This window comes from Enterococcus sp. DIV1767 (assembly GCF_050542585.1).
GTDB lineage: Bacteria > Bacillota > Bacilli > Lactobacillales > Enterococcaceae > Enterococcus_D > Enterococcus_D innesii.
The window spans coordinates 2760234-2786198 of record NZ_CP172936.1 but is presented as its reverse complement, the minus strand read 5'-3'; the positions used below and the strand labels follow the sequence as shown (position 1 = coordinate 2786198).

20 protein-coding genes are annotated in these 25965 nt (G+C 43.4%); 17 read left to right on the top strand and 3 right to left on the bottom strand.

All coding sequences use genetic code 11. The annotated features are described in order from the left end of the window. The first annotated feature begins 99 nt into the window (after positions 1-99). The 5 genes from IGI78_RS13115 (at position 100) to IGI78_RS13095 (ending at position 7780) form a co-directional block, all read left to right on the top strand. On the top strand, positions 100-1566 hold the full coding sequence (locus tag IGI78_RS13115) for a glycoside hydrolase family 1 protein (RefSeq protein WP_074535428.1): 1467 nt from the start codon (positions 100-102) through the stop codon (positions 1564-1566). A gap of 36 nt (positions 1567-1602) precedes the next feature. After that, a complete protein-coding gene (locus IGI78_RS13110) occupies positions 1603-3012 on the top strand; it encodes a response regulator (protein ID WP_096741645.1) in 1410 nt (469 codons plus the stop codon). 137 nt (positions 3013-3149) lie between these two features. Next, positions 3150-4049 (top strand): ROK family protein, encoded by a 900-nt coding sequence (locus tag IGI78_RS13105; RefSeq protein WP_077452028.1) that lies wholly within the window; start codon positions 3150-3152, stop codon positions 4047-4049. Next, complete coding sequence (yicI, locus tag IGI78_RS13100) at positions 4046-6316, top strand: alpha-xylosidase (RefSeq protein WP_195266479.1); 2271 nt, start codon at positions 4046-4048, stop codon at positions 6314-6316. The genes IGI78_RS13105 and yicI overlap by 4 nt, the downstream gene beginning before the upstream one ends. Then, complete coding sequence (locus IGI78_RS13095; RefSeq protein WP_195266480.1) at positions 6317-7780, top strand: glycoside hydrolase family 43 protein; 1464 nt, start codon at positions 6317-6319, stop codon at positions 7778-7780. Positions 7781-7838: 58 nt separating this feature from the next. Here the strand turns inward: IGI78_RS13095 and IGI78_RS13090 are convergent, their stop codons facing one another. Both IGI78_RS13090 and IGI78_RS13085 read right to left on the bottom strand, forming a co-directional pair. Continuing rightward, the gene (locus IGI78_RS13090; protein ID WP_086298007.1) at positions 7839-9635 is read right to left on the bottom strand and encodes a sensor histidine kinase; all 1797 of its coding nucleotides are present in this window, start codon (positions 9633-9635) and stop codon (positions 7839-7841) included. Further along, a complete protein-coding gene (locus tag IGI78_RS13085) occupies positions 9632-10237 on the bottom strand; it encodes a YesL family protein (protein WP_077452020.1) in 606 nt (201 codons plus the stop codon). Before IGI78_RS13085 ends, IGI78_RS13090 begins: the two co-directional genes overlap by 4 nt. A 234-nt stretch (positions 10238-10471) precedes the next feature. On the opposite strand from IGI78_RS13085, the gene IGI78_RS13080 reads away from it, so the two are divergent. The 11 genes from IGI78_RS13080 to rbsK all read left to right on the top strand — a co-directional run bounded on the left by IGI78_RS13080 (position 10472) and on the right by rbsK (position 22269). After that, positions 10472-11413 (top strand): ABC transporter permease, encoded by a 942-nt coding sequence (locus IGI78_RS13080; RefSeq protein WP_005228459.1) that lies wholly within the window; start codon positions 10472-10474, stop codon positions 11411-11413. A gap of 15 nt (positions 11414-11428) precedes the next feature. Then, positions 11429-12361 (top strand): carbohydrate ABC transporter permease, encoded by a 933-nt coding sequence (locus IGI78_RS13075; RefSeq protein WP_005234069.1) that lies wholly within the window; start codon positions 11429-11431, stop codon positions 12359-12361. 21 nt (positions 12362-12382) lie between these two features. Then, a complete protein-coding gene (locus IGI78_RS13070; protein WP_077452014.1) occupies positions 12383-14131 on the top strand; it encodes an ABC transporter substrate-binding protein in 1749 nt (582 codons plus the stop codon). Between the two features lie 138 nt (positions 14132-14269). Further along, entirely contained in the window at positions 14270-14926 is a 657-nt protein-coding gene (locus IGI78_RS13065; protein ID WP_195266482.1) for an SGNH/GDSL hydrolase family protein, read from the top strand. Continuing rightward, positions 14923-16389: an alpha-L-fucosidase gene (locus IGI78_RS13060; protein ID WP_195266483.1), complete on the top strand. Its 1467-nt coding sequence runs from the start codon at positions 14923-14925 to the stop codon at positions 16387-16389. Before IGI78_RS13065 ends, IGI78_RS13060 begins: the two co-directional genes overlap by 4 nt. 10 nt (positions 16390-16399) lie before the next feature. After that, positions 16400-17209 (top strand): alpha/beta hydrolase, encoded by an 810-nt coding sequence (locus IGI78_RS13055; RefSeq protein ID WP_430618068.1) that lies wholly within the window; start codon positions 16400-16402, stop codon positions 17207-17209. Between the two features lie 151 nt (positions 17210-17360). Beyond that, complete coding sequence (locus IGI78_RS13050; RefSeq protein WP_008380606.1) at positions 17361-18374, top strand: LacI family DNA-binding transcriptional regulator; 1014 nt, start codon at positions 17361-17363, stop codon at positions 18372-18374. Positions 18375-18514: 140 nt separating this feature from the next. Further along, positions 18515-19435, top strand: coding sequence for a ribonucleoside hydrolase RihC (gene rihC / locus IGI78_RS13045; protein ID WP_081117921.1), 921 nt, complete (start codon positions 18515-18517; stop codon positions 19433-19435). A gap of 12 nt (positions 19436-19447) precedes the next feature. Continuing rightward, entirely contained in the window at positions 19448-20818 is a 1371-nt protein-coding gene (gene dcuC / locus IGI78_RS13040; RefSeq protein ID WP_005234077.1) for a C4-dicarboxylate transporter DcuC, read from the top strand. 4 nt (positions 20819-20822) lie between these two features. Next, positions 20823-21317 (top strand): GNAT family N-acetyltransferase, encoded by a 495-nt coding sequence (locus IGI78_RS13035; RefSeq protein ID WP_081117922.1) that lies wholly within the window; start codon positions 20823-20825, stop codon positions 21315-21317. Between the two features lie 4 nt (positions 21318-21321). Next, the gene (rbsK, locus tag IGI78_RS13030) at positions 21322-22269 is read left to right on the top strand and encodes a ribokinase (RefSeq protein WP_081117923.1); all 948 of its coding nucleotides are present in this window, start codon (positions 21322-21324) and stop codon (positions 22267-22269) included. A gap of 73 nt (positions 22270-22342) precedes the next feature. Here the strand turns inward: rbsK and IGI78_RS13025 are convergent, their stop codons facing one another. After that, complete coding sequence (locus IGI78_RS13025; protein ID WP_195266485.1) at positions 22343-23557, bottom strand: amidohydrolase family protein; 1215 nt, start codon at positions 23555-23557, stop codon at positions 22343-22345. A 175-nt stretch (positions 23558-23732) separates the two neighbouring features. Here IGI78_RS13025 and IGI78_RS13020 point away from each other — a divergent pair, with 175 nt between their 5' ends. Then, a complete protein-coding gene (locus tag IGI78_RS13020) occupies positions 23733-25844 on the top strand; it encodes a glycoside hydrolase family 65 protein (RefSeq protein ID WP_430618067.1) in 2112 nt (703 codons plus the stop codon). Positions 25845-25965: the final 121 nt, after the last annotated feature.

Sequence of the window (25965 nt, the reverse complement as noted above, 5' to 3'; positions counted from 1 at the left end):
TAAAAAATATCTTTTGGTAATTGTTACGAATCAACCAAATTATGATACGATAAAATGTAACCGATTTAACTCGGTTTAGGAATTGAAGGAGGCAACTTGATGTTTCACACAAACTTAGATCCTTTCCCAGAAAACTTCTTATGGGGGGCGGCTTCGGCGGCCTATCAAATTGAAGGTGCGTGGGCAGAAGACGGCAAAGGTCCGTCGATTTGGGATACCTATGCCCAAATTCCCGGCAATACCTTTGAGGAAACCAACGGCAAAGTGGCGATCGATCACTACCATCGATACAAAGAAGATGTTGCTTTGATGAAGCAAATGGGCTTGAAAGCCTATCGCTTCAGCGTGGCGTGGTCGCGAATCTTACCTGATGGCGAAGGCGCGGTCAACGAAGCGGGTGTGGCGTTTTACGAAAAGCTGGTGGACGAATTGCTTCGGCAAGGAGTAGAGCCGATTTTGACGCTGTATCATTGGGACCTTCCTCAGGCTTTGCAAGACAAATACTTAGGATGGGAAGGCCGAGAAACAGCAGAAGCATTTGAACGGTATTGTCGGATCCTTTTTGAACGCCTAGGAAAGAAAGTCACCTATTGGGTCACCATGAATGAACAAAATGTCTTCACTTCCTTAGGGTACCGTTGGGCGGCACATCCACCGGGCTTGAAGGACTTAAAACGGATGTATGCAGCCAATCATATCATCAACCTTGCCAATGCAAAGGCGATCAATTTGTTCCATGAGCTGGTTCCACAGGGCAAGATTGGTCCAAGTTTTGGCTATGGTCCGATGTATCCGTTTAGCTGTGACCCAGAAGATGTGCTGGCTGCAGAAAATGGCGAAGCCTTCAACAACGCGTGGTTTTTAGATGTCTATTGCAAAGGCGAATACCCGAAATTTGTCTACAAGCAATTAGCCAAAGTTGGCTTGGCTCCTGAAGTCACTCCAGAAGATCAAGCACTATTAAAACAGGCAAAACCTGATTTCTTAGGAATCAATTACTATCACGGTGGGACGGCCCAGCAAAACAATTTGCAAAAGCAGTCAGCTGAAAAGAAAGAATTTTCTAAAGTCGATCCGTATTTGATGCAAGCGGCAGCTGGTGAGTTCTCACCCGAAGAAACCATGTTTGCGACAGCAGAAAATCCTCACTTGAAAAAAACGGATTGGGGCTGGGAGATCGATCCCGTTGGTTTCCGCGTAGCCTTGCGACGCATCCAAGCCAATTATGACTTGCCGATTTTTATTACTGAAAATGGGTTAGGCGCTATCGATCAATTGACAGAAGACAAACAGATCCATGACCCCTACCGCATCACCTATTTGCAGGAACATCTGGTGGAACTGCAAAAGGCCATCACGGATGGGGTTGAGCTGATCGGCTATTGTGCTTGGTCCTTTACAGATCTACTGAGTTGGTTGAATGGATACAAAAAACGCTATGGGTTTGTTTATGTCGATCGCGACAATCAAAGCGAACGTCAGTTGGCGCGCATCCCGAAAGATAGTTTTTATTGGTATCAAGAGGTGATTCGCACCAACGGGGCAAGTTTGACAAGTGAAACATGATGTAACGAAGGAGTAGCTGAAAATGGAGGTTGGAAAATGCGTAAAGTGTTGATCGTTGACGATGAAGCATCGATCCGAAATGGACTGCCTCTGATCATCGATTGGGAACGTCTGGGGTATCAAATCGTCGGGTCGGCGGAAAACGGCGAAGCTGGCTTGGCAATGATCCGCGAATTGAAGCCAGATGTTGTGATCGCTGATATCCGTATGCCGGGAAAAAATGGTCTTGAGATGGTGCAAGCAGCATCGGAGGAAGGGCTTTTGTTTTTTGCCATTATTTTGTCCGGCTACTCAGATTTTGATTATGCCAAACAAGCGTTGCAACTGGGCGCTGTGACCTATTTGCTGAAACCAGTTGATGAAGAAGAGCTGATCGGTATTTTGACGAAAATCGATCAAAAAGCCAAGACCGATCAGCAGAAAAATCAGAAGAGTCAGTTGATGGAGAAATTGTTTGGCGGGGATCCAACGGGGATCAAAGACGCACAAGCCATCAAGCTATTGCGACTTCCCGAGGAGGCAGATGCCCAAAAGCTGGTTGAGAAATTGCAGGAGCAAGTGGCGCAAGTCATCACCTTGATCCATCGGCATCATCGGTATTTGGTTTTGTTAAACGAGGAACGCTTTCCCGACGAGGCGATCGATGCGTGGTGCCGCAAAAAAATGGCTCATCAAGAGATCTTGATCTCTCGCTGGTTTGCGGCGCAAGATAACTTGAAGCCATTGATGATCGATATCCAAACATTGAGTAAATTGATTTTCTTATTTCCCAATCAAGTCATTTCTCACCATGTTTTGGATACGACCCAAGAAGCAGAAGAACGAAGCGATTTGCGTGAAGAATTAGTAAAAGCGATTTTGGCAAACGATCCGTTGGAACAGCCGTTATTCCGCTATTATCAAACCTTTTATCATTCATTGGCATTGGAAGAAGAGATCAAATGGCAAATCAATGGTGACATCGAATGGTTGCAGCATCAAATCAGTGAAAAAGTAGCCTTAGCAATCGAATGGTCGACAGACGAAGTGCATCAGCAGATTTTTCTCGCCCAAACGTTTCCGATGCTGCAAAAGGTCATCGCCGAAAAACTAGCAGCCTTGCAAGCAACAGTCGCCAGCAGTTTGAACCAAATCGATATCATTGCAGAATTAATCCAATACACAAAAAAGCATTATCAAGAAGATTTGACCTTGAAAAAAATCGGGGAACGTTTCAATTACAATAGTGCCTATCTAGGCAAGAAGTTTCGCAAAGAAACCGGTAAAAATTATTTGGCGTTCTTGGATGAAGTGCGAATGGAAAAGGCGGTGGAAATCTTACGTCATTCCAATCTAATGGTCTACGAAGTCGCTGAATTGGTAGGCTACAGCAATGTTGATTATTTCTACAAAAAGTTCAAACAATACCATCAGGTTTCACCAAATGAGTTTCGGAAAAATGAATAACCACAAAGATGTCCGTGATTTTCTACGGACATCTATTTTTTAGGGTAACGATGACTAAATTGCTTGGTAGGCTTTCTTTTTTTTCTTTTATATAATTTAGATGAAACTGTAAGCGCTTTTTGAACGGAGGAGGAGAAATGACAGATGTACGCCTGTGCTTTGATGTAGGCGGGACCTATATCAAATTCGGGGTTTTTACCGAGAAGAATCAATGGCTGGACCGAGGCAAAATCAAAACCCCGAGTAATACCCGGGATGAATTTTTTGCTGCCTTAGCTGCCAAAATACAAGAAGTCGAGCAAGCGCATGTCATCGAAGGAATTGGGCTGAGTTTTCCTGGTTTCATTGATTCAGTCAATGGCCGGGCGATCATGGCGGGGGCGTTGGCTCCTTTACACGGCTGTGCTGTCGTACAAGAGCTGCAGCAGCGTTTAACCAAGCCCTATCCGATCTGGATCGAAAATGATGCGAAATGTGCTGCTTTAGCAGAACTTTCGACCGGCAATGCTACTGACGTACAAGATTTTGTCATGATCACATTAGGTACCGGTATTGGTGGCGCGCTCGTTCATCAGCGCCAGTTGATTCACGGGAATGGGTTTCGGGCAGGAGAATTCGGGATGATGATCACTGATTTTCAAGCATCTTCTTTTGCGACCCTCCATGATCTAGCTTCAACGAGAGGACTGATTGCTGCCTATCGACGGGCAAAAGCGATTCCTGAATCAGAGGAGATTTTAGGCGAAACCATCATGCAGCAGCGGTCGAGTGATCCTGAAACGCAGGAGATTCTGAAACAGTGGGCACGTTATGTCGCACTTGCGATTTACAACCTAGCTGTCACGATGAATCCCGAAAAAATACTGATCGGCGGCGGCATCAGCCAAAACCCTGATCTATTAGCTATAATCAAACAAGCAATCAATGAGAACCCCCATTGGCCGGATTTCCAAGTGCCGATCGAGACTTGTCGTTACTATAATGATTCTGGTCTGTTAGGGGCGTTGACATTGATCCAACAAGGAGGAAAAAAATGAAATTTTCAGATGGCGGTTGGTTATTTCGTGAAGGATTTGATGTGAAATTTGCGGTGCATGTCTACGATGCCCGTAAAGAAGAAAACAAATTGGTCTTATATCTGCCTTATAGCTATGTCGGGCATAAAGGGGCAACCTTGGATGGCGGATTGTTAACGATGGAAGTCACTACCCCTAGAACCAATATCATTGGGATCACCCTCTATAATTATAAGGGAGTCCAAGCCAAAGCCCCCGATTTTGAATTGATGACAGAAGAGATCACTCCTGATATTTCAGAAGATGAGCAATCGTATGTTTTTCGCTCGGGAGACTTGCAAGTCGTGATTAGCAAAGAGGAAAATGTGACAGCTTCGTTTTATTACAAAGAACAGCTGATTACCCAAAGCAAACCTCGCAGTAAAGCCTTAGTGATCGATCCGCAAGCAAATACCCATATCAGCGAACAGTTGACCCTGGATGTGGGAGAAACGATCTATGGTTTAGGGGAACGCTTTACAAATTTCGTGAAGAACGGCCAAAGTGTTGATATTTGGAATGCCGACGGGGGCACTGGTACGGAGCAAGCTTACAAAAATATTCCGTTTTATGTAAGTAATAAAGGGTATGGCGTCTTCGTCAATTCACCAGACCGGGTGCAATTTGAAGTGGGGAGTGAAAAAGTTTCTCGTGTTCAATTCAGCAATCCAGGACAATCGCTGCAGTACTTTGTGATTGCCGGCGATGAGTTAAAACAAGTGATTCAGCGCTACACTGATTTGACGGGGAAACCGTCGTTGCCGCCTGCGTGGTCCTTTGGTTTGTGGCTAAGTACCTCGTTCTTGACGGATTATGATGAACAAACCGTGACGTCTTTTGTAGACGGTATGGCAGAACGTGATATCCCTCTTGAGGTCTTTCATTTTGACTGCTTATGGATGAAAGAATATGAGTGGTGCAACTTCACGTGGGACGAACGAACTTTCCCAGAACCTGAAAAAATGCTGCAGCGCTTGAAAGCCAAAGGATTGAAAATCTGTGTCTGGATCAATCCTTACATTGGGCAAAAATCACCCTTGTTTGATGAAGGGATGGCCAATGGCTACTTTTTGAAACGCGCCAATGGAGATGTCTGGCAATGGGACAAATGGCAAGCAGGTTTGGCGATCGTCGACTTCACCAACCCTGAAGCGGTCGCTTGGTACAATAGCAAGCTGCGTGCCTTATTAGACATGGGTGTGGATTGCTTCAAAACGGATTTTGGGGAACGGATTCCCACCGATGCGGTGTACTATGACGGCTCTGATCCAGAAAAAATGCACAATTATTACGCCTACCTATACAATAAAGTCGTCTTTGACTTGCTGAAAGAAGTCAAGGGAGCAGAAGAAGCCATCGTTTTTGCGCGGGCAGCTTCGGTTGGTTCGCAACGCTTGCCTGTACACTGGGGTGGCGACAGTACCTCAGATTATCCATCAATGGCAGAGTCACTGCGAGCAGGTCTGTCCTTTGGGTTAGGCGGCTTTGGGTATTGGAGCCACGATATCTCAGGGTTTGAAGCTGGCTCAACCCCAGACCTTTACAAGCGCTGGACACAATTTGGTCTGCTGTCTTCCCATAGCCGTTACCATGGCAGCTGGGAATACAAAGTGCCTTGGGTCTATGACGACGAAGCCGTGGCGGTAGCCAAAGCCTTTACCAAGTTAAAATTGTCCTTGATGCCTTACTTGCAAGCCCAATCGGTGCTAACTGCTCAAACGGGGATTCCGATGATGCGGGCGATGGTCTTAGAGTTTCCTGAAGACGAGATGACCCATCATTTGGATCGCCAATACATGCTGGGGGAACACCTTTTAGTTGCACCCATTTTTAATGATCAAGGAACGGTCTCCTTTTACGTACCGAAGACGAAGGGGCATTGGATCGACTACTTATCTGGCAAAGCCTACGAGGGCGGACACTGGTACCAAGAAACCTATGACTATTTCCACTTGCCACTGTTAGTCCGACCAAATCAACTGATTGTCGAAGGCCATGAACAAACCAAAGCAGTCTATGACTATGCTGAACATCCAACGATCCATCTCTTTGATCCGCAAGACAAGACCGCTGCCGCTATCTATGATCACCACGGTGAATGGCTTGGCGAGGTAGCTGTCGAAAGAGTCGCTCAAGAACTGATCGTCAAGCTGACTGGCATCCAGCAAGCATCCTTGCAGATTCACACGACTGCTGGAAAAACGAGCCATGAGCTGACCGCTGACCAAACCACGATAAAGGAGTTCTAGATGCCCATGCGAACCATCACGAATCCAATTTTGCCTGGATTTCATCCAGATCCCAGTATTTGCCGTGTCGGTGAAGACTTTTATCTGGTGACGAGTACCTTTGAATATTTTCCTGGATTACCAATCTATCACAGTAAAAACTTGGCAGACTGGCAGCTGATTGGCCATGGACTTTCGCGACCTGAGCAGCTGCAGTTATCGACTGAAAATCCCAATGCTTTTGGTCTGTATGCCCCAACCTTGCGTTTTATCAAGGACCGCTTTTACATCGTTTGCACCAACGTTGGCGCAAACGAAGGAGGAGAAGGCAACTTTCTGATCTGGACGGATGACATCGCCGGTGAATGGTCTGCCCCGATTTGGCTGGACACTCCTGGGATCGACCCGACGATTTTCGCAGATGACGATGGACAGACCTATTACTTAGGCACCCATAAGGAGATCTATCTGCGGACGATCGATTTGGTTTCTGGAGAACTAGGCCCGCGCCAAAACATTTGGACGGGCAGCGGAGCGGCTGATCCAGAAGGCCCCCACTTGTATAAAAAAGACGGCTATTACTACCTGTTGATCTCCGAAGGCGGAACGTCCTATGGGCATATGCTGACCATGGCCCGCAGCCGTTCCTTGACGGGACCCTACGAAGCATGCCCCAACAATCCAGTGATGACCAATCGCAGTACGAATTTGCCACTGCAAGCCGCAGGGCATGCGGATCTCGTGCAAGATACTAAAGGCAACTGGTGGGCAGTCTGTCTAGCAGTACGCCCCATCAGCTATCCTTTGAGGCATTTGTTAGGGCGGGAAACATGTTTGCTGTCAGTAGACTGGTCAAACTCATGGCCGGTGTTTGGCGAAAAAGGTCATTTGCCAGAAACCATTCAGGTAGACACAGCGGCAGCATCAAAGGAAACACGAAAGGAGAGCAGCAAGCCTGATTACGTGACTTTATTCGAATGGGACCCAACATTGATTGAAGAAGAGCCACATGGCTTCTTGCTGCATCCTAATCAGACGGGTCTGTCTGATCAAGGCAAACTCGCGGCTGTGTTCCAACGACAAACCGCCTTTGAGCAACAATTTCAGGCAACCTTTGATTGTCGGCAACTAACGGATGGACAAGTGGGATTGACGGTTTTCTTAAATGCCACCCATCACTATGAGGGATACCTGGAAAAAACAGCAACCAGTCAGCAGCTGGTTTTCCGCCGACAAATCGGTTCCTTATGGAAAGTGGAAAAGAAACTGTCTTATGCAGCGGATACGGTCACCTTTCGGCTGAGCGCCGATAATGAAACCTATCGTTTTTCTGTTCTTGATGAACAAGGACAAGCACAGCCTTTAGGCAGTGGAGAAACAAAATATCTGACCACTGAGGTCGGTGGTGTCTTTACTGGAATCATGGTGGGCTGTTACGCCAGTGCTTCTTCACCACAACAAACCGTTCGTGTGCGGGATTTCTAATCAATCAAAAGCCCCCCTTCGATTTCTGTTTCAGAAATCGAAGGGGGGCTTTACTGTTTTAGCGAGGAGAAAATGAATCTTGGCTTAGATCGTGGATCCGCAAGGTGACTTGTGTGCCGCTGCCCAACACACTCTCGATCGTTAAGCCGTATTCAGGTCCATAAAACATTTTGACCCGATGATTGACATTGGCTAGCCCAATGTTCTTTTTGGCATGGGTGGAGGGCGTCTTGATTTTTTGCTGCAAGTGTTCGAGTTTTTCTGGCGGTATCCCGCTGCCGTTGTCTTGTACCACGATCACCAGATCATGGCCGTCTTTGGTGATCGTCAAACGGACAAATCCTGGATAGGTGATGCCTTCCAAGCCATGGGAGATGGCGTTTTCCACCAATGGTTGAATCAGGAGGGGCAATATTTGGACCTCTTTTTGGTCGATCTCATTGGAGACTGAATAGGAAAAGTTGACTCGATCGCCAAAGCGCATCCGCTGGATCTTGACATATACGTGAACGGCATCTAAGGACTCTTCTAAACTCGTTCGCTTGGTTCCGTGGGCTTCTAGCGTATAGCGCATCGATTTTGCCAGTAATTTGATGGCATAAACGACGTCAGAATTGCCGGAAGTCAGCGCCATCATACGAATCGTTTCTAATGTATTGAACAAGAAGTGGGGATTGATCTGCCCCGCTAAGATATTAAATTCCATTTGCTGCTGCTGAGTCAACAGCTCTTGCTGTGCCAAACGTGAACGGTAGATCTCTTCTTCTTTTTTCTTGATTCGTTGAATGATCTTGTGGAAATCAAGAGAGATCTGTGAAATCTCGTCTTCGCCGCTAATATTTTGAAAGAAATCATAATCCTCGATCGAGGCAAAGTAGACCGCCTGCTGCAGTTGAGAAATTCGTTTGGTAAAGAATCGAGCAAAGAGAAAGACGATGATGAAAGTAGTGATCAAAATCACCAAAACGATCGTGCTCCACCGGATCAGATTGGCGCGTAGATTGCGATAGGCATTGGTATCCGCACTATAAATCGTGATGATGTCTTCTTTGTTACTCATGGGTAAGGTGCTTTTGGTCAGCATCACCTTGGTACCATCATTTTTTAAAAAGGCAGCACTCGTTTGCGGCTCAGAAAGAGCTGTCAGCTGTCCCGGTTCCCCAACTTGATTGATTTTGTCGCTATAAAAGATGACATCATCATTTAACTGTAATTCCAATTCATAGGATGAATTACGAAGTCGGTTACTGAGATAATTGTAATCGACTTGGATCTCCAAAACGGCAGTTTCTTTTGATAAAGGCAAAGGCAACGTTTTATAAAGACTCAAACGATTTGCTTTGTAATCCTCTGGCATCGTCATCAAAAAAGCATCGGGTTGCTTGAGAGCTCTTTGGTACCAGGCGGTCGCTTGAATCGTGTCATCTGCCTGTTGAAAATATTTATAGTTCGGAATGGTTTGATTCGTCGTATAGATGGTTAATTTCGCAATCGAGGTTTGAAGATTTCTGATCTCATCTAGCTGATCATAGCTATTGATGTCCACGATCGCTTCTTGGTCGTCAAGGTAATTGGCAGTTAAAAGCTGACGTAGATGAGTATCGTTTGATAAGGAACTCGCCGTGTTGGTCAGCGTGTTTGTTGTATCAAAAAGAACAGATTTGACACGCTGAGCATTTAACTCAGCCAAGTGTTGGTAATTGCCTGTCAGCTGTTTGGTTGAATCGTAGACCAATAAGAGACCAATAGTCACTGTGGATAAAAAAACAACAGGTAGATAAAGAATGAACAATTGTCGCCGAATGGAAAACTGACTCAGACGACGAAAAAGTGAGAGATGACTGATTCTTTTCATGCTTGTTGATTACGAAAGATAGAAAGCAACAGGAACGAGCTACAATAAATAACAAAAGAAAAACCAAAAATCAACAAGAGGAATTTAAACAACGGAAATAAAACAACAAAACAAAACGCAGCGATAGGAATAAGCGCGAGGGCTAACGAACGGATAGGGTCCGCGATCGGTAACAGAAACGCGTTTTTTAATGTTTGCCTAAAGCTGTTTTCATAACGTCCAATTAACGCGAGGCAATAGACTAACACAATAAACAGATAAATAGCTGTAACTATTAGAACGAAGGCAAAAATACTGGCAAGAATGGTTTTTGAGGAAAACCAAAACAAGCTACTATACAGTAGTGCTACCATAGGCAACCCAAGAAGGAGAAAACTACCGGTTGCTTTCATGAAGTTTGCTCGTAGCGCTCGGACATAGCCCACGATCAATTCACCACGCTCTTCATCCGCATAACGAATCGTCACTTCATAAAGGGCAGCTGTCGCAGCTCCAATCGTAATAATTGGCAAACAGCTAACGATATATAGTAAATTTAACAATGTGAATTGTGAAAAAACGGTGGTTATTTTGTACAGTTGACCATCAGGATTGTACTTCATTTTTATCCCTCCAAAATTGATATATTCCTATAGTACTCGCAAAAAACAAATATTGAAAGCCTTACCATTTAGGTGTCTTTTATCTGAAACCTTGATATATCAGCATTCTTTATAAATAAAAGAAAAATAAAGTCTAAAATGTACGGATTGACCTCTATTTTTAACAGGTGGCAAATAAGATTTCAGGTGCTAGTATTAAAAATGTAAAAGCGGTTACAAAAAAGGGGGAGGAAAATGGAAAGTAAATTAAGCAGTGTCCCAAGAAAAAATAAGCGGGTGACACGAGAAGGGAAGATTTTGTTTTTATGTATCGTTCCCTTCCTGATTCTCGTGTTTTTGTTCTCTTATTTTCCTTTGCACGGATGGATTTATTCACTTTATGATTACAAACCAGCATTAGGTTTAGCGCGCAGCGAGTTTGTAGGCTTCAAATGGTTTCGACTTCTTGTCTCTAGTCCAACACAAGTGGATCAGATCGTACAAGTAATGAAAAACACCTTTGCCATGAGTTTTTTAGGGATCGCTACTTCGATCCTACCAGTAGGCTTCGCCATTTTACTGAACGAAATCAAGTGCAAATGGTTTAAAAACTTGGTCCAAACGCTGACCACGCTGCCAAATTTTATCAGTTGGGTTTTGGTGTATACGATCGCCTTTAGCTTGTTTTCTTCAACAGGGCTGGTAAACACGTTGCTGCAAGAATGGGGCTTCGTTACCGATCCAGTCAAATTTTTGGATAGCGGCAATCATACATGGCTGATGATGTGTCTTTGGAATATTTGGAAAGGCTTGGGCTGGGGTGCCATCATGTATCTGGCAGGCATTTCAGGAATTGACCCCGAATTGTATGAATCGGCACGAATCGATGGGGCGAATCGTTTCCATCTGATGCGTCATATCACACTACCTGCCTTGATGCCGACGTTCCTTGTGATGCTGATGCTGTCTATCGCCAACTTGCTGAACAACGGGATGGATCAGTACTTTGTTTTCCAAAATGCATTCAATCGAAATACGATCCAAGTCCTCGATTTGTATGTCTACAATTTGGGGATGGGCGGAAATAGTCTATCTCTGGCTACCGCGATCAGTATGCTAAAAAGTGTCATTTCTGTTGCCTTGTTGGCCATCGTCAATATTGCTTCGAAAAAAATTCGGGGGACTTCCATTATTTAGGAGAGGAGGATATCTATGGAACTATCGATTAGTGAAAAGAAAAAGGCGAAAAAAGTACCCAAACGTGAAAACCTGACGTTTAGTATCCTCAATTATACCTTTTTCTTTCTGATTACGTTGATTTGCGCGTATCCTTTTTATTACTTGATTATTAATTCAATCAGTAATAATGAGTTGAGTGCGTTAGGACAAATTCGCTTTTTTCCACAAGAGATCCATTTTGAAAACTACAGTCAAGTGTTACAACTAAAAGGGTTGCCATTAGCCGCAACCGTTTCGGTGGCTAGAACGGTGATCGGAACAGCAGCAACCGTCTTAGCTTCAGCCTTCTTAGGCTTTATGTTTACCCAAGAAAAAATGTGGAAACGAAAATTTTGGTATCGCTTTGTCGTGATTACAATGTATTTCAATGCAGGGCTGATTCCATTATTCATCACCATGAAGACATTAGGTTTAACGAATAATTTTTGGGTCTATATTTTGCCGGCTGTCGTTCAGCCTTTTAACATCATCTTAGTGAAAACCTATATTGAGTCAATCCCCAAATCGTTGCAAGAAGCAGCTGAAATGGATGGAGCTGGCATCATTCAAGTATTCTTTCGGGTAATTTTACCCAACTGTACGCCGATTTTAGCAACAGTTGCGATCTTCTCGGCAGTTGGTCAATGGAATTCTTTCCAAGATACACTGATTTACATTACGGATCAAAGTCTCTACTCCTTGCAATACCTTCTTTATACGTATATCAATCAAGCCAATTCGTTGGCACAAATGGTCAAAAATACATCGGGATCACTTTCCAGCATCGCTTCAGCAGCGACAACACAGACGCCGACTTCGATTCGCATGACCGTTTCAGTCATTGTTGTTTTACCAATCATGTTCATTTATCCGCTATTCCAGAAATATTTTGTCAAAGGAATTATGTTGGGTGCGGTGAAAGGTTAATAAAAAGAAAGAGGGAAGAAAATGAAAAAAATGTCGAAATATGTAACAACAGGTTTGTTAGGCATGACATTGCTAGGTAGTTTAGCCGGCTGTGGAGGAGCGGCTGAATCTGACACAGACGCTGCTTCTAGCGAAAGTGGTTACGATGAGACGATCACGATCGATGTCTATAATGGGTTAGCCAACTATATGGGGATGCAAGAAGGTTGGTTTGCCAAAATCGTGCGAGATAAATTCAATATGGAATTGAACATCATCGCACCAAACGTTGCTGGAAACGGAGACACTCTTTATCAAACGAGGACGGCAGCAGGTGATTTGGGCGATTTGATCATTGTTGATAATGGCCAACAATACAACGAATTGGTTGAAGCTGGCTTGTTGACCGATGCGAGCGAGTATTATGAAACTATGGAAAATGTTCAGCGCTTTGATGCGGCTGTTCAAAATCTAAACAAAGATGCCGATGGTCTATATGGCTTTCCAACTTCCGTTTCTACATTAAAAGCCACCGATCCTTCAGAAGGATTAGATCCTACATTTGGTGCTTATGTGCGTTGGGATCTTTATGGGGAGCAAGGATATCCAGAAATCGGTACATTGGAAGACCTACTTCCTGTGATTCAAAAAATGCAAGAAGACAATCCAACAACAGATTCTGGGAAAAAAGTTTATGGGTTTTCTCTATTCAGCGATTGGGACGGCAACATGATGAATGCAGGCAAACAGCTGGTCACCTATTATGGGTACGATGAATCAGGATTTGTCTTGGCAAAAGCGGATGGTTCTGATTATCAAAGCATTCTCGATAGTGATTCTGAATATATTCGCGCACTTAAGTTTTATTTCCAAGCCAATCAAATGGGCTTAGTGGATCCAGAATCAACGACGCAAAATTACGATACACTTTTTGCCAAATTCCAAGAAGGACAAGTCTTATTCTCATGGTGGCCTTGGTTAGGTCAAGCGGCCTTTAATACGACCACGAACTTGACTGAAGGAAAAGGCTTTATGTTGGCACCGATTCAAGACCAAAAAATCTTCTCTTATGGTGCGGAAGTTTACGGTGGCAAACAATTTATCGGGATCGGTTCAAATGCCGAAGACCCAGAGCGAATCGCAGCCTTTATTGACTGGCTCTACTCTTCAGAAGGCGTGTTAGCAAATTCTTCTCAAACAAGCGGTAGTAGTGGCCCTGAAGGCTTAACTTGGGAAATGAAAGATGGCGAGCCTGTCTTAACTGAGTTCGGAAAACAAGCGTTGCTAGATGGCGATGGGGATGTGCCAGAAGAATATGGTGGCGGAAGTTACAAAGATGGTGTATCCGCACTAAACGTCAATACGGTATTACCGATCGATATTAATCCTGATACCGGCTTCCCATATGCTTACACAATGTGGGAAAGCTATCAAAATGAAACAACCGATCCTGTAAAAGAAGATTGGTCAAAAAATATGGGTGGTGCAGAATCGACCATTGGCTATTTAGAGGAGAACGACCAATTGTTAGTTGCCCCTGGTGCCAGCTATGTAGCGCCAGAAGATAGTTCAGAGATCTCTACGTTGCGGAATCAAGCCAAAGCGACGATCATCGAGTACTCTTGGCGAATGGTTTTTGCCAAAGATGAAGCAGAATTTGACCAATTGCTAAAAGAAATGCAAGAAACAGCAGACGGCTTAGGCTATCAAACAGTGCTAGAATTTGACATGAATAATGCGAAAGATCAAAACGAAAAACGGGTAGAAGTAGCAAAAGAATTTGGGGACTAATCAAAAACAAAGAATCATAAAAATGGTTGGTCAATGGTTCCTTGACAAAAGTGAGTAAACAGCGTTTGGTTAAGCAATCACTTAAGAAGATTGATCCAGCACCAGCGGATCAGTCTTCTTTCTTTAAGGAGGAAAACAATGATAGTGGATAAAAAAGATCGTCTGCTTTTTATGGGGGATTCGATCACAGATAGTAATCGAAATTATCAAGCGATACCTGCGGGATGGTCGTCATGGGGGGACGGCTATGTTCATCTGATCAACGCCTATACCACAGCATTACTCCCACAAATGGAATTAATGATCGTTAACCGAGGCATCAGTGGAGATACAGTCGTCGATTTGAAGAAGCGTTGGAATGATGATGTATTAGCATTTCAACCAGATTGGGTAACGATCATGATCGGTGTAAATGATGTGTGGCGGCATTTTGATGGCACATTTGCTCAAACGGAATTGGTGGGGATTGAAAGATTTGAATCAGAGTTGCGTGATTTGATCGCTCAGACATTACCGAGTGTCAAGGGAATGATTCTCTTGACCCCATTTATGGTTGAAGCCAACAAAGAAGATCCACTAAGAAAAATGCTTACCAACTACCAACACGTGCTTGCTAAAGTAGCGCAAGAGTATGGTATCCTTTTAGGAGATACGCAGGAAAAGTTTGATGATTTTTTGCTTTATCAGTCATCCTATGTCTTAAGCAGTGATCGTGTGCATCCGTCGACTGCAGGACATGTGTTGATTGCAAAAACATGGCTGGAAACAGTCGGTATTTTGGAGGAAAGACCATGATCACAGTAGAAACGATCCGCCAAGTCGCGCACCAAGGCCCCTTTTTCCCAAATTGGCAGTCATTGGGCGCTTTTGTTCTACCAGAATGGTTCCCCAAAGCAAAATTCGGGGTCTTCATTCATTGGGGATTGTATAGTGTTCCTGCATTTAATAACGAGTGGTACTCCAGAAATATGTACCTCAAAGACCATCCGGAATACGATCACCATATCAACACCTACGGTCCGCAAAAAAACTTCGGCTACAAAGACTTTATTCCCATGTTTACTGCAGAAAAATTCGATGCAAATGAGTGGATTCGACTGATCAAACATGCCGGTGCCAATTATCTTTTTCCCGTTGCAGAACATCACGATGGGTTTCAGATGTACAAAAGCGAGCTGTCTGAATGGAATGCGGCAGTTATGGGACCGAAAAAAGATATTCTTGCGGAATTAAAAGAAGCAGCTGAGGAACAAGGCCTGCATTTTTGCACATCATCTCATCGTGCCGAACATTGGTTTTTTATGGGACACGGTAAGGAATTCGACAGCGACATCAAGGAACCATTAGAAAAAGGCGACTTTTATTGGCCTGCTATGCCAGAACCTGATAATCAAGATTTGTATAGCGAGCCATATCCATCAAAAGAGTTTTTAGATGATTGGCTACTGCGAACTTGTGAATTAGTCGATAACTATCAACCAGAGCTGCTCTATTTTGATTGGTGGATCCAACACGAAGCCTTCAAGGAGCACCTGCAACTTTTCGCTGCTTACTATTACAATCGTGGGGCTGAATGGGGCAAAAAAGTTGGTATCTGTTACAAACATGATGCCATGATGTTTGGTAGTGGTATTGTGGAGATCGAACGGGGAAAATTTGCCGAACCACAACCTTTTTACTGGCAAACAGATACAGCGATCGCTCGTAATTCATGGTGCTATACCACAACGTTGGATTACAAAACAACGCGTGAGATTTTACAGGATTTGATCGAAGTCGTCAGTAAAAATGGCAATCTCCTTTTGAATATCGGGCCGAAAGGGGATGGTTCGATCCCAGAAAAAGATCAAACGATCTTAAAAGAAATCGGTGCGTGGCTGGATGTAAACGGTGAAGCCATTTATGAAGCGAAACCATGGCGCAAAGCTGGGGAAGGACCCACGACCGTTGTCTCAGGTCAATTTCAAGAGGCACAGGCGACGACATACACGAGCCAGGATTTCCGCTTTACGGTTCAGGGGGATTCGTTGTATGCTATTGGCATGGCAAGTCCTGAGAATGGACACGCAAGGATCCAAGCACTGGCCCAGTCTAAAGATCAAAATTTGCCAGAATTTCACGGCATCATCCAAACCGTGACGATTCTAGGACACGAAGAACAGCCTATTGATTGGCAAGTGACCGATGAAGGCTTGCAACTAACTTTTGAACCAATTGAAACCGACCAACCAATTGTCTATAAAATTACAATGAAATGAGGCGCAATCCGTGATACATGAAAAAAGAACCGCACTTTTACCAGAAAGCCAAGCCAGTTTAACCACGTATGTCATGGAAAATTCTCCTGAAATGGAACCAGATCGTGTTCGACCAGCGGTCATCATCTGTCCTGGCGGCGGCTATGAAATGTTGTCTAATCGCGAAGCGGAACCAATCGCCATCAAAATGATGAGCTTTGGTTTCCAAGCCTTTGTGTTGCATTATAGTATCAAACCGGCTGTCTATCCGTTAGCCTTAAAGGAATTGGCGGCTGCCGTTCGTCTTGTGCGCACCAATCATGAGGTCTGGCACGTCGATCCTGAAAGAATCATTGTTGCCGGTTTTTCAGCTGGTGGTCACTTAGCTGCTAATCTGGGTGTGTCTTGGCAGCAACCTTTTCTAGCAGAGGCTTTACAAGGAGCCAATGAAGAATGGCGACCTAACGGCTTACTGTTGAGTTATCCGGTCTTATCTAGTGGTGAACTTGGACACCAAGATTCCTTCCGTTCATTATTAGCAGATCGCTATGAAACAGAAAAAGCCGCTTTGTCTTTAGAGACTTTAGTCAATGAACAGACACCGCCGACGTTTCTTTGGCATACGTTAGAAGATGGATTAGTCTTGGCGGAAAACAGCCTCCTTTTTGCCGAACAGCTGCGCAAATTTAATATACCTTATGAGCTGCACATTTTCCCTCGCGGTGGTCATGGACTAAGTTTAGGAACACCGGAAACCGCCAACGGCAATCAACACGGGATCGAAGCATCGGTTGTCCGTTGGCCAGAATTGTTTGCTGATTGGGTGAAGTGGAACCTCTAAGAGGAATGCAAGAAAACAGTATAATCTTTAATCAATCATCTTTGTCGAATTCTCAAATCCGTTTTTTCAGCAGTATAAAAAGGATTTACTGAAAACATAAGATTGAGTGCTTGGTTCATTTACAAAATTAGGAAAGCGAAAGGGGTATTCAGTGAAAGTCAGATTAAAAGACATTGCAAAAGAAGTAGGTGTATCGATCGCAGCCGTTTCTCAAGTGTTAAATGACAAACCGATTCGGATCACAGAAGAAAAAAAACAGCAAATCAAGCGCTTGGCAGCAGAAAATAATTATACGCCGAATGCTGCGGCTAAAAGCCTGGTTTTGAAAAAAACCAATACGATCGGACTGATCATCCCAGATATCAACAATCCTTTTTTTGCCAACTTGGCCAAGGTCTTAGAAGATTTGCTGCGAAAACAGGGGTATCTGCTGATTTTGGTCAACTCAGATGATAAAGTTGACGTTGAGAAGGAATTGATTCAGCTCCTGATTGACCGCAACGTTGATGCGTTGATCATCGCCCTTTCAACCGAATCCTACGCGGATGAGGTACAAACCAAAGAACGATTGAAGAATCTTTCGGTTCCAATCGTTTTGGTTGATAGAGGAATAGATAACTTTGAGGTCGATCAAGTCTTTTATAATAATCGGCATGGGGGATATATTGCTACCAGTGAGCTAATAAAAAAAGGACACAAAAAGATCGGCACGATGATGAACCCTGATAAAAATATCAATTGTGTGTATCGATACCAAGGCTATTTAGATGCGCTGAAGGAATTCAATCTCCAACGAAAAGACAGTTGGCATGTGGTAACAAAGTTCCAATTTGAAGACGCCTATGAAAAAGCAGACATTCTCTTAAAAAACCGAGATGTAACCGGCATTGTTGCTGGCAACGACTTGATTGCATTGGGAATTATGAAGCGTGCCAAAGAACTAGGAATCAAGGTTCCAGAGGATGTTTCGATCGTAGGATACGACAATCTTGTTTTGAATGATCTTTTAGAAGTATCTCTAACGTCTGTGGAACAAGATGTAAATGATTTAGGTGAAAAAACGGTTCTTGCCTTGATGAATGCAATCAGCGGACAGAAGCCACGTTACGTCCAATTGACACCTAGATTGATAAAAAAGAACAGTGTGACTGAAAGAGTTTCCTAGCGAAACTCTTTTTTTATTATTGACAGCGCTTTAAAACGATGTTATTCTTTGTGTGAACATTAGATAAAACGCTTTATCAGATGTTCGCTTTTTTTAGAAAAATGATAAAACGTTTTATCAAAGGTGAGAGGAGAATACGTATGTCAAAAAAAGAAGTCATTATTGATACGGATCCGGGGATCGATGATGCAGTTGCGTTGGGAATTGCTCTATTTAGTGAAGTCTTGGAGGTCAAGTTGATCACGACAGTGGCCGGAAATGTCGGTATTGAACATGTCACCAATAATTTACTGAAACTGCTTTCCTTTTGGAATTTGTCGATTCCAGCAGCACAAGGTGCATCTCAGCCACTAACGCGAGCAGTCAAAGATGCCAGCGATGTTCATGGGGTCACAGGAATGGCCGGCTATTCATTTCCAGAACCAGATCGTTCATTGCTGCTGGAAACTTCAGCTGTGGAAGCGATGTATCAAACGATCAAAAAGAATAAAGAAAAAATCACAATTGTCGCATTAGGTCCTCTAACGAATATTGCTCTTTTGCTTAAGATTTATCCAGAAGTCAAAGAAAAAATCGATGAGATCGTTTTAATGGGCGGAGCCTTAGGTAGAGGAAACTTTGGTGTATTGTCAGAGTTCAATATTGCGATTGACCCCGAGGCTGCAACGATTGTTTTTGAGAGCGGCTTACCACTTTCTGTAGCACCATTAGATGTGGGCGCCAAAGCGCTTGTTTACCCAGAAGACAGCGCAAAAATCAAAGAAATGAATCAAACCGGAGATATGATGGTTCAATTATTCAAAAAATATCGTGGTGGCAGTTTTGGCACGGGGCTGAAAATGTATGACAGTTGCGCGATCGCTTATCTTTTGTGTCCAGAGATGTTCACTGTTCAAGAGACTTTTGTTGCGATCGAAACACAAGGAGCCTACACAGCAGGTGCGACAATTGTCGATCTCAACAATCGTCTGAAGCAGAAAAACAATTGCCGTGTTTGTGTCGATATCGATGAAGCGCTCTTTAAAGAATGGTTTTTACAGGCAATCAGCAAGTGTAAATAGGAGGGGAAAGAAATGATAGAAGCGATTTTAGTACTCGTTGTTTTGGGGATCGTCGGATATTTTATTATTAAGAGTTATAATCCAGCATTGATTTTGATTATTGGGGCACTTGTCTTGCTTTGTGCATCCGTTGCTTTAGGAAATCCGCTTTACCCAGAAGGCGAAGGGACTGGCTTGGCCTTATTCGATATTTTTTTAAAGCTTAAAGATACGATCATCTCTCAAGTAAGTTCTGCTGGTCTAGTGATCATGATCTTATTCGGATATTCAGGTTATATGAATCTCATTGGTGCCAATCAAAAAGCTGTCAATATCCTGGTTCAGCCAATGACCAAAATCAAGTCTAAGGCATTATTTATTCCGATCGTTTTCTTATTAGGGAATTTGATGTCGTTAGTCGTCCCAAGTGCATCTAGTTTGGCAATAATTTTGATGGCAATCCTTTATCCACTGCTTCAAGGGATTGGTATCTCTTCCTTAACAGCAGCCGGAGTTATCGCAATGACTGCCACGATCATGCCGACGCCATTAGGTGCGGATAATGTGATTGCGGCTCAGACATTGAATTACAACATCTTAACTTATGTTCTGTACCATGCGAAAATTTCCATCCCAACATTGCTGATCATGGCCATTGTTCATTACTTTTGGCAAACGTATTGTGACAAAAAAGAAGGCAAAGATGCCTTTGTAGAACTAAAAGAAATTGAAAGTAAGTCAGAAGAAACGGCTGTTCCTGGATTTTATGCAATTTTACCACTCCTTCCTTTGGTGTTGATCATTATCGTTGGTATAATCGGTATATTCAAAGAAGGTGTAACAATGGATATTTTCGTCCTAACGATGATTTCCTTTTTTGTCGCATTACTGATTGAATGTTTGAGAAAGAAATCTTTCAAAATCGCGCAAGAAAGTGCAGTGGAACTATTCAAAGGAATGGGACAAGGGTTTAGTCAAGTAGTCATGTTGGTTGTGGGTGGATCATTATTTACCACAGCTATCCAAAGCTTAGGAGTGATTGATTCACTAATGAGTGCGGTAGAAAATTCTCAATCTGCTGGCGTGTTAACGGCATTGATATTCAGCGGCGCAACCGCATTGTTCGGTATTTTGAGTGGCGGAGGATTGGCGATGTTTTACGCTGTGATTGAACTGATTCCCGATATTGCCGCTAAAGCGGGTATTGACGGGATTTTAATCGCCTTGCCAATGCAGATGATCGCCAATCTTGGCAGAACGATCTCACCAGTTGCCGCTGTAATTATGATTGTGTCTTCTTCAATCGACGTCAGCCCTGTTCGGTTACTGAAACGAACCAGCGTTCCAACGATCGTTGGGATTATAGCAGTGGTCATTTTGTCGTTGGTATTGCTCCCTTACTAGAGTCATGAATGAACTTAAAAGGGCGTCAAGGCAAGAATTAGCAGAGATTTTTCAACTGTTCATCGAAGCAAAGCAGCAGATGAATAGAAGGAAAATCTACCAGTGGACTGATACTTATCCCTCCCTAGAAATCTTAGCGAAGGATATCGAGAAAAAGGAACTGTTGGTGTTGAAGGATGAAAATAAAAACATTGTAAGTGTCGGTGTTTTGTCAGTTGACTCATTGTCAAATTGTAGCAAAGAATATCATGGGATAAGAACGATTCAGCGACTCGTTGCGAGACCATCTCAAGCGGGGCAAGGCTTTGGCCGCCAGTGGATCAGAAGCTGTTTGGAACAACAGTGTGATGAAGGGGAAACACTTCTTTCAATCACAAATCATACCAATCTGCCCATGCAGCGATTATTTGTAAAAACAGGGTTTTTAAAGGTTGGTGAAACGACCATTGAGGGTCGGGAAGCCTTTGGTCCTTTTTATATATTCAAGAGAAATAGGTGATTTTTTGAGTAAGATAACGATTTTAGGTAGTGTGAACATGGATATCGTGATCACGACAACACGAATGCCGAGGATCGGCGAAACGATCATTGGGGAGCAAATTGATTATTTTGTCGGGGGCAAAGGAGCAAATCAAGCAGTGGCAGCTTCTCGTTACGGTGCATCAACAAAATTTTTAGGGAAAATCGGGGAAGATACTTTTGGGGAAAAGGTTCTTCAGCACCTCAGCAGAGAAGCTCTCGATTTATCGGCTGTTTCCCGTGAAAAAAATATGTTCACAGGAATTGCGAGTATTTTTAAATTAGCAGAGGATAATTGTATCACTGTCGTCCCCGGTGCGAATGGACTGATCGATGAAGCCTACGTTCAGCAAACAATCAGTGAACTTTCACAAGGGGATATCTTACTTACTCAACTGGAAATTCCTGTGGAAACAATCAAAAAAGCATTGATTCTTGCCAAGAAAAAAGGAGTTCTAACGATTTTGAATCCTGCTCCTTACAATGAAATCGTACCGGAACTCCTGCCATATATTGATATTTTGACACCAAATGAAACGGAATTTGCCGCTTTGATCGGTAAAGAGGCCATTTTGGAAGACGAAATTGAGCAGATCATTGCTGATTGGCAAAAAAACTACGCTACGCGAATCGTTGTCACACGAGGAAGCAAAGGGGTAACATTTGTAGAAAAGTCACAAGTTGTGACGATTCCATCGAACAAAGTTTCAGTTGTAGACACTACCGGTGCGGGGGATACCTTTAATGGCATCTTGGCAGCCGCTTTAGGGGAAGGAGCGGATTTTTATAAAGCCGTTTCTATGGCGAATAATGGAGCTAGTCTGTCCGTTCAAAAGCTGGGGGCTCAAACAGGGATGCCACTGAAAAGTGAAATAGAAGAGTTTATGAAGCAGCAGGTTGATTCATTTACCTTAAAGACTATGTACAATTAACAAACGACTATTCCTGAAAAAAGGCATCTGCAGCTCTAAAAAGAAGCGCAGATGCCTTTTATATAGGTAAGATTTATGCGGTGAAAACAACTGTTCCTTGATAAAAGCTTTTGCTAACGAAGCCTTTGCGGGCAACGAATTCTGCCGTACAAGCAGCTGGTGTCAGTAAGAAATCAGCCGAATCACCAACCTTAGGCCATTGCTGCGCACCGTTTTTATCCAATGGCACTTTGCCATCCGTGACTAAACCTAATGCTTGCGTCAAGTCTTCCTGACTTTTGACGGCAAAAATCTCTAAATAGCGGGCCAGTTTTTCTTGTAAAGAACCATCTCCTAGAGAAGACCAGGAATCATAGACGTTGTCGCAACCAATATGAACAGCAACGCCATAGCTTTGCAATTCTTTAAGCGGTGGAATCGTGCCAGGGCTGATGGGAATACTTGAAATGATATGGATCTCTAAATCTGCTAAGGCTTGAAAGACTTCTTTGCGTTCTGCGCCTTCAAAGTCATTTAGACCAAAGGCGTGACTGATCGCCACTTTTCCTTGCATATTGAATTCCTTCGTCAAACGAATCATTTCTTTGACGGTCGCTCTGCCAGCTTCTTGCCGATCATGAAGATGGAGGTCAATCCCGACATGCCCTTTTTGAGCAAGTTCAAAAGTTGTCCGTAAGGAAGTTTTATAGTCTTGATCGAGTGTATACGGATCAACACCGCCAAGAAAAGAAGCTTTGCCCGTTGCTAAGGCTTCTTCAATCAAAGAAGCAGCATTTGAGCGCAATAAGCCATGTTGTGGGAATAAGACCAACTCCGAGCCAAAAGGTTGTTCGGCAACTAATTCGGTAATCGTATCAAAATAACGCAGCTGAGTCATTGGTTCAATATCAATATGTGAGCGGAACATCACCGCACCATGAGGCAGTTCTAAATCGATCAGCGCTTGTCCGCGTTCTTTGATCGATAACGGCAAGGCATCTAATTGGGGAATCTCAGTTTCAAATCGTTCCACCAAGCTAGCTGCCGGCGTTACTGGACGCCAAGGAGTACCTAATTTACTTTTGTCCAAATGACAATGTTTTTCGATCAATCCTGGCAACAATAACTGATTTTCCCCATCAATGATCGTCGCTTCGCTTGATGCCTGCCATTCGGTCATCGGCACGATCTCCGCTATTTTTCCATCATTGATCCCGATTGCTTTATTTTCTGTTTTGGTTCCATAAGACCAATCGCCTTCTTTTAAATAACTCGTCTCAAGTTGTACGTTTGTAAGCCATAAATCCAAGAAATCGCCTTCTTTCGTGTTTGCTTCATGGTATCATACATTCGCTGCTCGGCTCTAAAGAGATGCTTGTGGCAAAAGGACGAAGTGCTGAGCCTTGCAATCATTGGCTAGAAGTGTAGGATAGAAACTAAGTGAAGATAACGAGGAATAAACCAAAAGACTTGGAGGATAAAGGATGAAGAAAAACGACTTTCTATTGACAGCTGATGAGCTGTCCCATCAGAAAATGGAGTATCTAGAAACATTGTTCGCTTTAGGAAATGGGCAAATCGGCGTCCGTGCAGGGCATCCTTTGAAGGTCAATCAACTGTATCCAGGAAATCCTGGGGCGTTTGTCAACGGCTTTTTTGACAGCGAGCCGATTCAGTATGGCGAATGGGCTTACGGGTATGCAAAAGAACATCAAACGATTTGCAAACTGCCCAACTTGCGTGGAGTTATTTTGAAAATCGGCGAGGAGGATTCTTCGGTTGAGGAATGGCAAGTCGAACGAACCCAAATGAGTCTTAAATTAGCTGATGGGGTTCTAACGGAGAGTTACCAGATCACTACTCCGACTGGAAAGTCTTTTGAGTTGAGGTTAACTTCGTTTGCGTCAATGACGCGCAGTGAACTCTATGTTTGTCGCTATGAAGTGATAACAGCCGATTTTTCAGAACCGATCGAACTCTCCCACACATTAAATCAGCAATTCTCTGTCAATAAAACAGATGATCCTCGAGTTGCCAGTAAGAATCATCAATTGGAAAAAGAACAAATGGGCGCATACCAAGTATGGACAGCACCAAATAGTCAAAAGAAAATCGCTATTCAGCTACATCAAGAAAAGCAGCATTTGACTGTTGGAGAACCGTCAACTTCGATTTTTCAGGTCAAATTGTTGCAAAGGATTGGTGAGACACCATTTCAGCAGAGCGTCGACAAGTTTTCTGTCTTATTAAAAGAACAAGCGGATTACTATCAATCTTTCTGGCAAGCCAGCGATATTCAAATTGTGGGTGATGACTATTTGCAAAAAGGGATTCGATTCAATTTGTTTCATTTGAATCAAGGTGCTGGGCGTGATGGGAAAACGAATTTTGCCGCAAAAGGGCTGACGGGTGAAGGATATGAAGGCCATTATTTTTGGGATACAGAAATGTATCTGCTGCCGTTCTTCATTTATACGAACCCCGAGATAGCCAAAAGCTTGCTTTCCTATCGTGCAAGTATTTTGCCGCAAGCCAAAAAACGAGCACAAGAATTGAATCAAGCAGGGGCCTTGTTTGCTTGGCGCACGATTGACGGGAATGAAACGAGTGCCTATTATCCAGCAGGTACAGCACAGCTGCATATCAATGCCGATATCGTGTATGGCTTTCAATTATATGAACGTATCACGGGTGATCAAACCTTTATTGAAGAAATTGGTCAAGAAGTCGTTTTTGAAACAGCGAAATTCTGGTTTCATTATGGCACGTTTGCTATAAAAGAAGGACAAGAGCGATTTTGTATTCATGGAGTGACAGGACCAGACGAATACAGCGCTTTGGTAAACAACAATTTTTATACAAACAAAATGGTACAAAATAACTTACGCTATGCGGTCGAACTGGCAAAACGCTACAATGTCTATCAAGAAATGATTGCCGATTGGGAAAAAGCGGCTGACTTTATGTACTTCGGCTATGACGAAGAGCGGCAGTTAACGAAACAAGATGATTCGTTCTTAGATCAAGCGCTGTGGCCATTTGAGGAAACACCATCTGAGAATTATCCGCTTCTGCTTCATTATCATCCAATGATTATTTATAAGTATCAAGTATGCAAGCAAGCAGATACGGTTTTAGCAGAGATGCTGTTTACCCATGAATTTTCAGCAGATCAATTAACAAGAGACTATGACTATTACGAGCAGGTGACGACCCATGACTCCTCGTTGTCTCGTTCCATCTTTAGTGTGATGGCTAGCCGAATCGGCGACACTGAAAAAGCGTATCGCTACTTCATGGATACTGCACTGATGGATCTCAACGATTTGCAAAAGAATGTTGTAGATGGTGTTCATGCAGCCAATATGGGTGGCAGCTGGTTGAGTTTGATTTATGGTTTTGCTGGTCTGACCTATGATCGCGGACTTCATCTGGCGAATCATTTGCCGCAGAAAATCGAATCATTGACGTTTACGATCACTTATCAGCAAGAAGCAATCAAAGTGAAGCTTCAAGGAGGAGAAATCGAATGCTGGCTGCTGCCTGATAGCAAGCTGCACATTGTCAAAGAGAAGCATGGACTTTGGATCCAGTAATACACCTCGATTATCGCTGTTTAGTTATAAGAAGCTTGTTCCATTAAATAGAACCAGTCCCGTCGCAAGGATTTTCGCTTGCGGCGTTTTTTTTTGACTTATTTCATAAAACTTCTTGTAG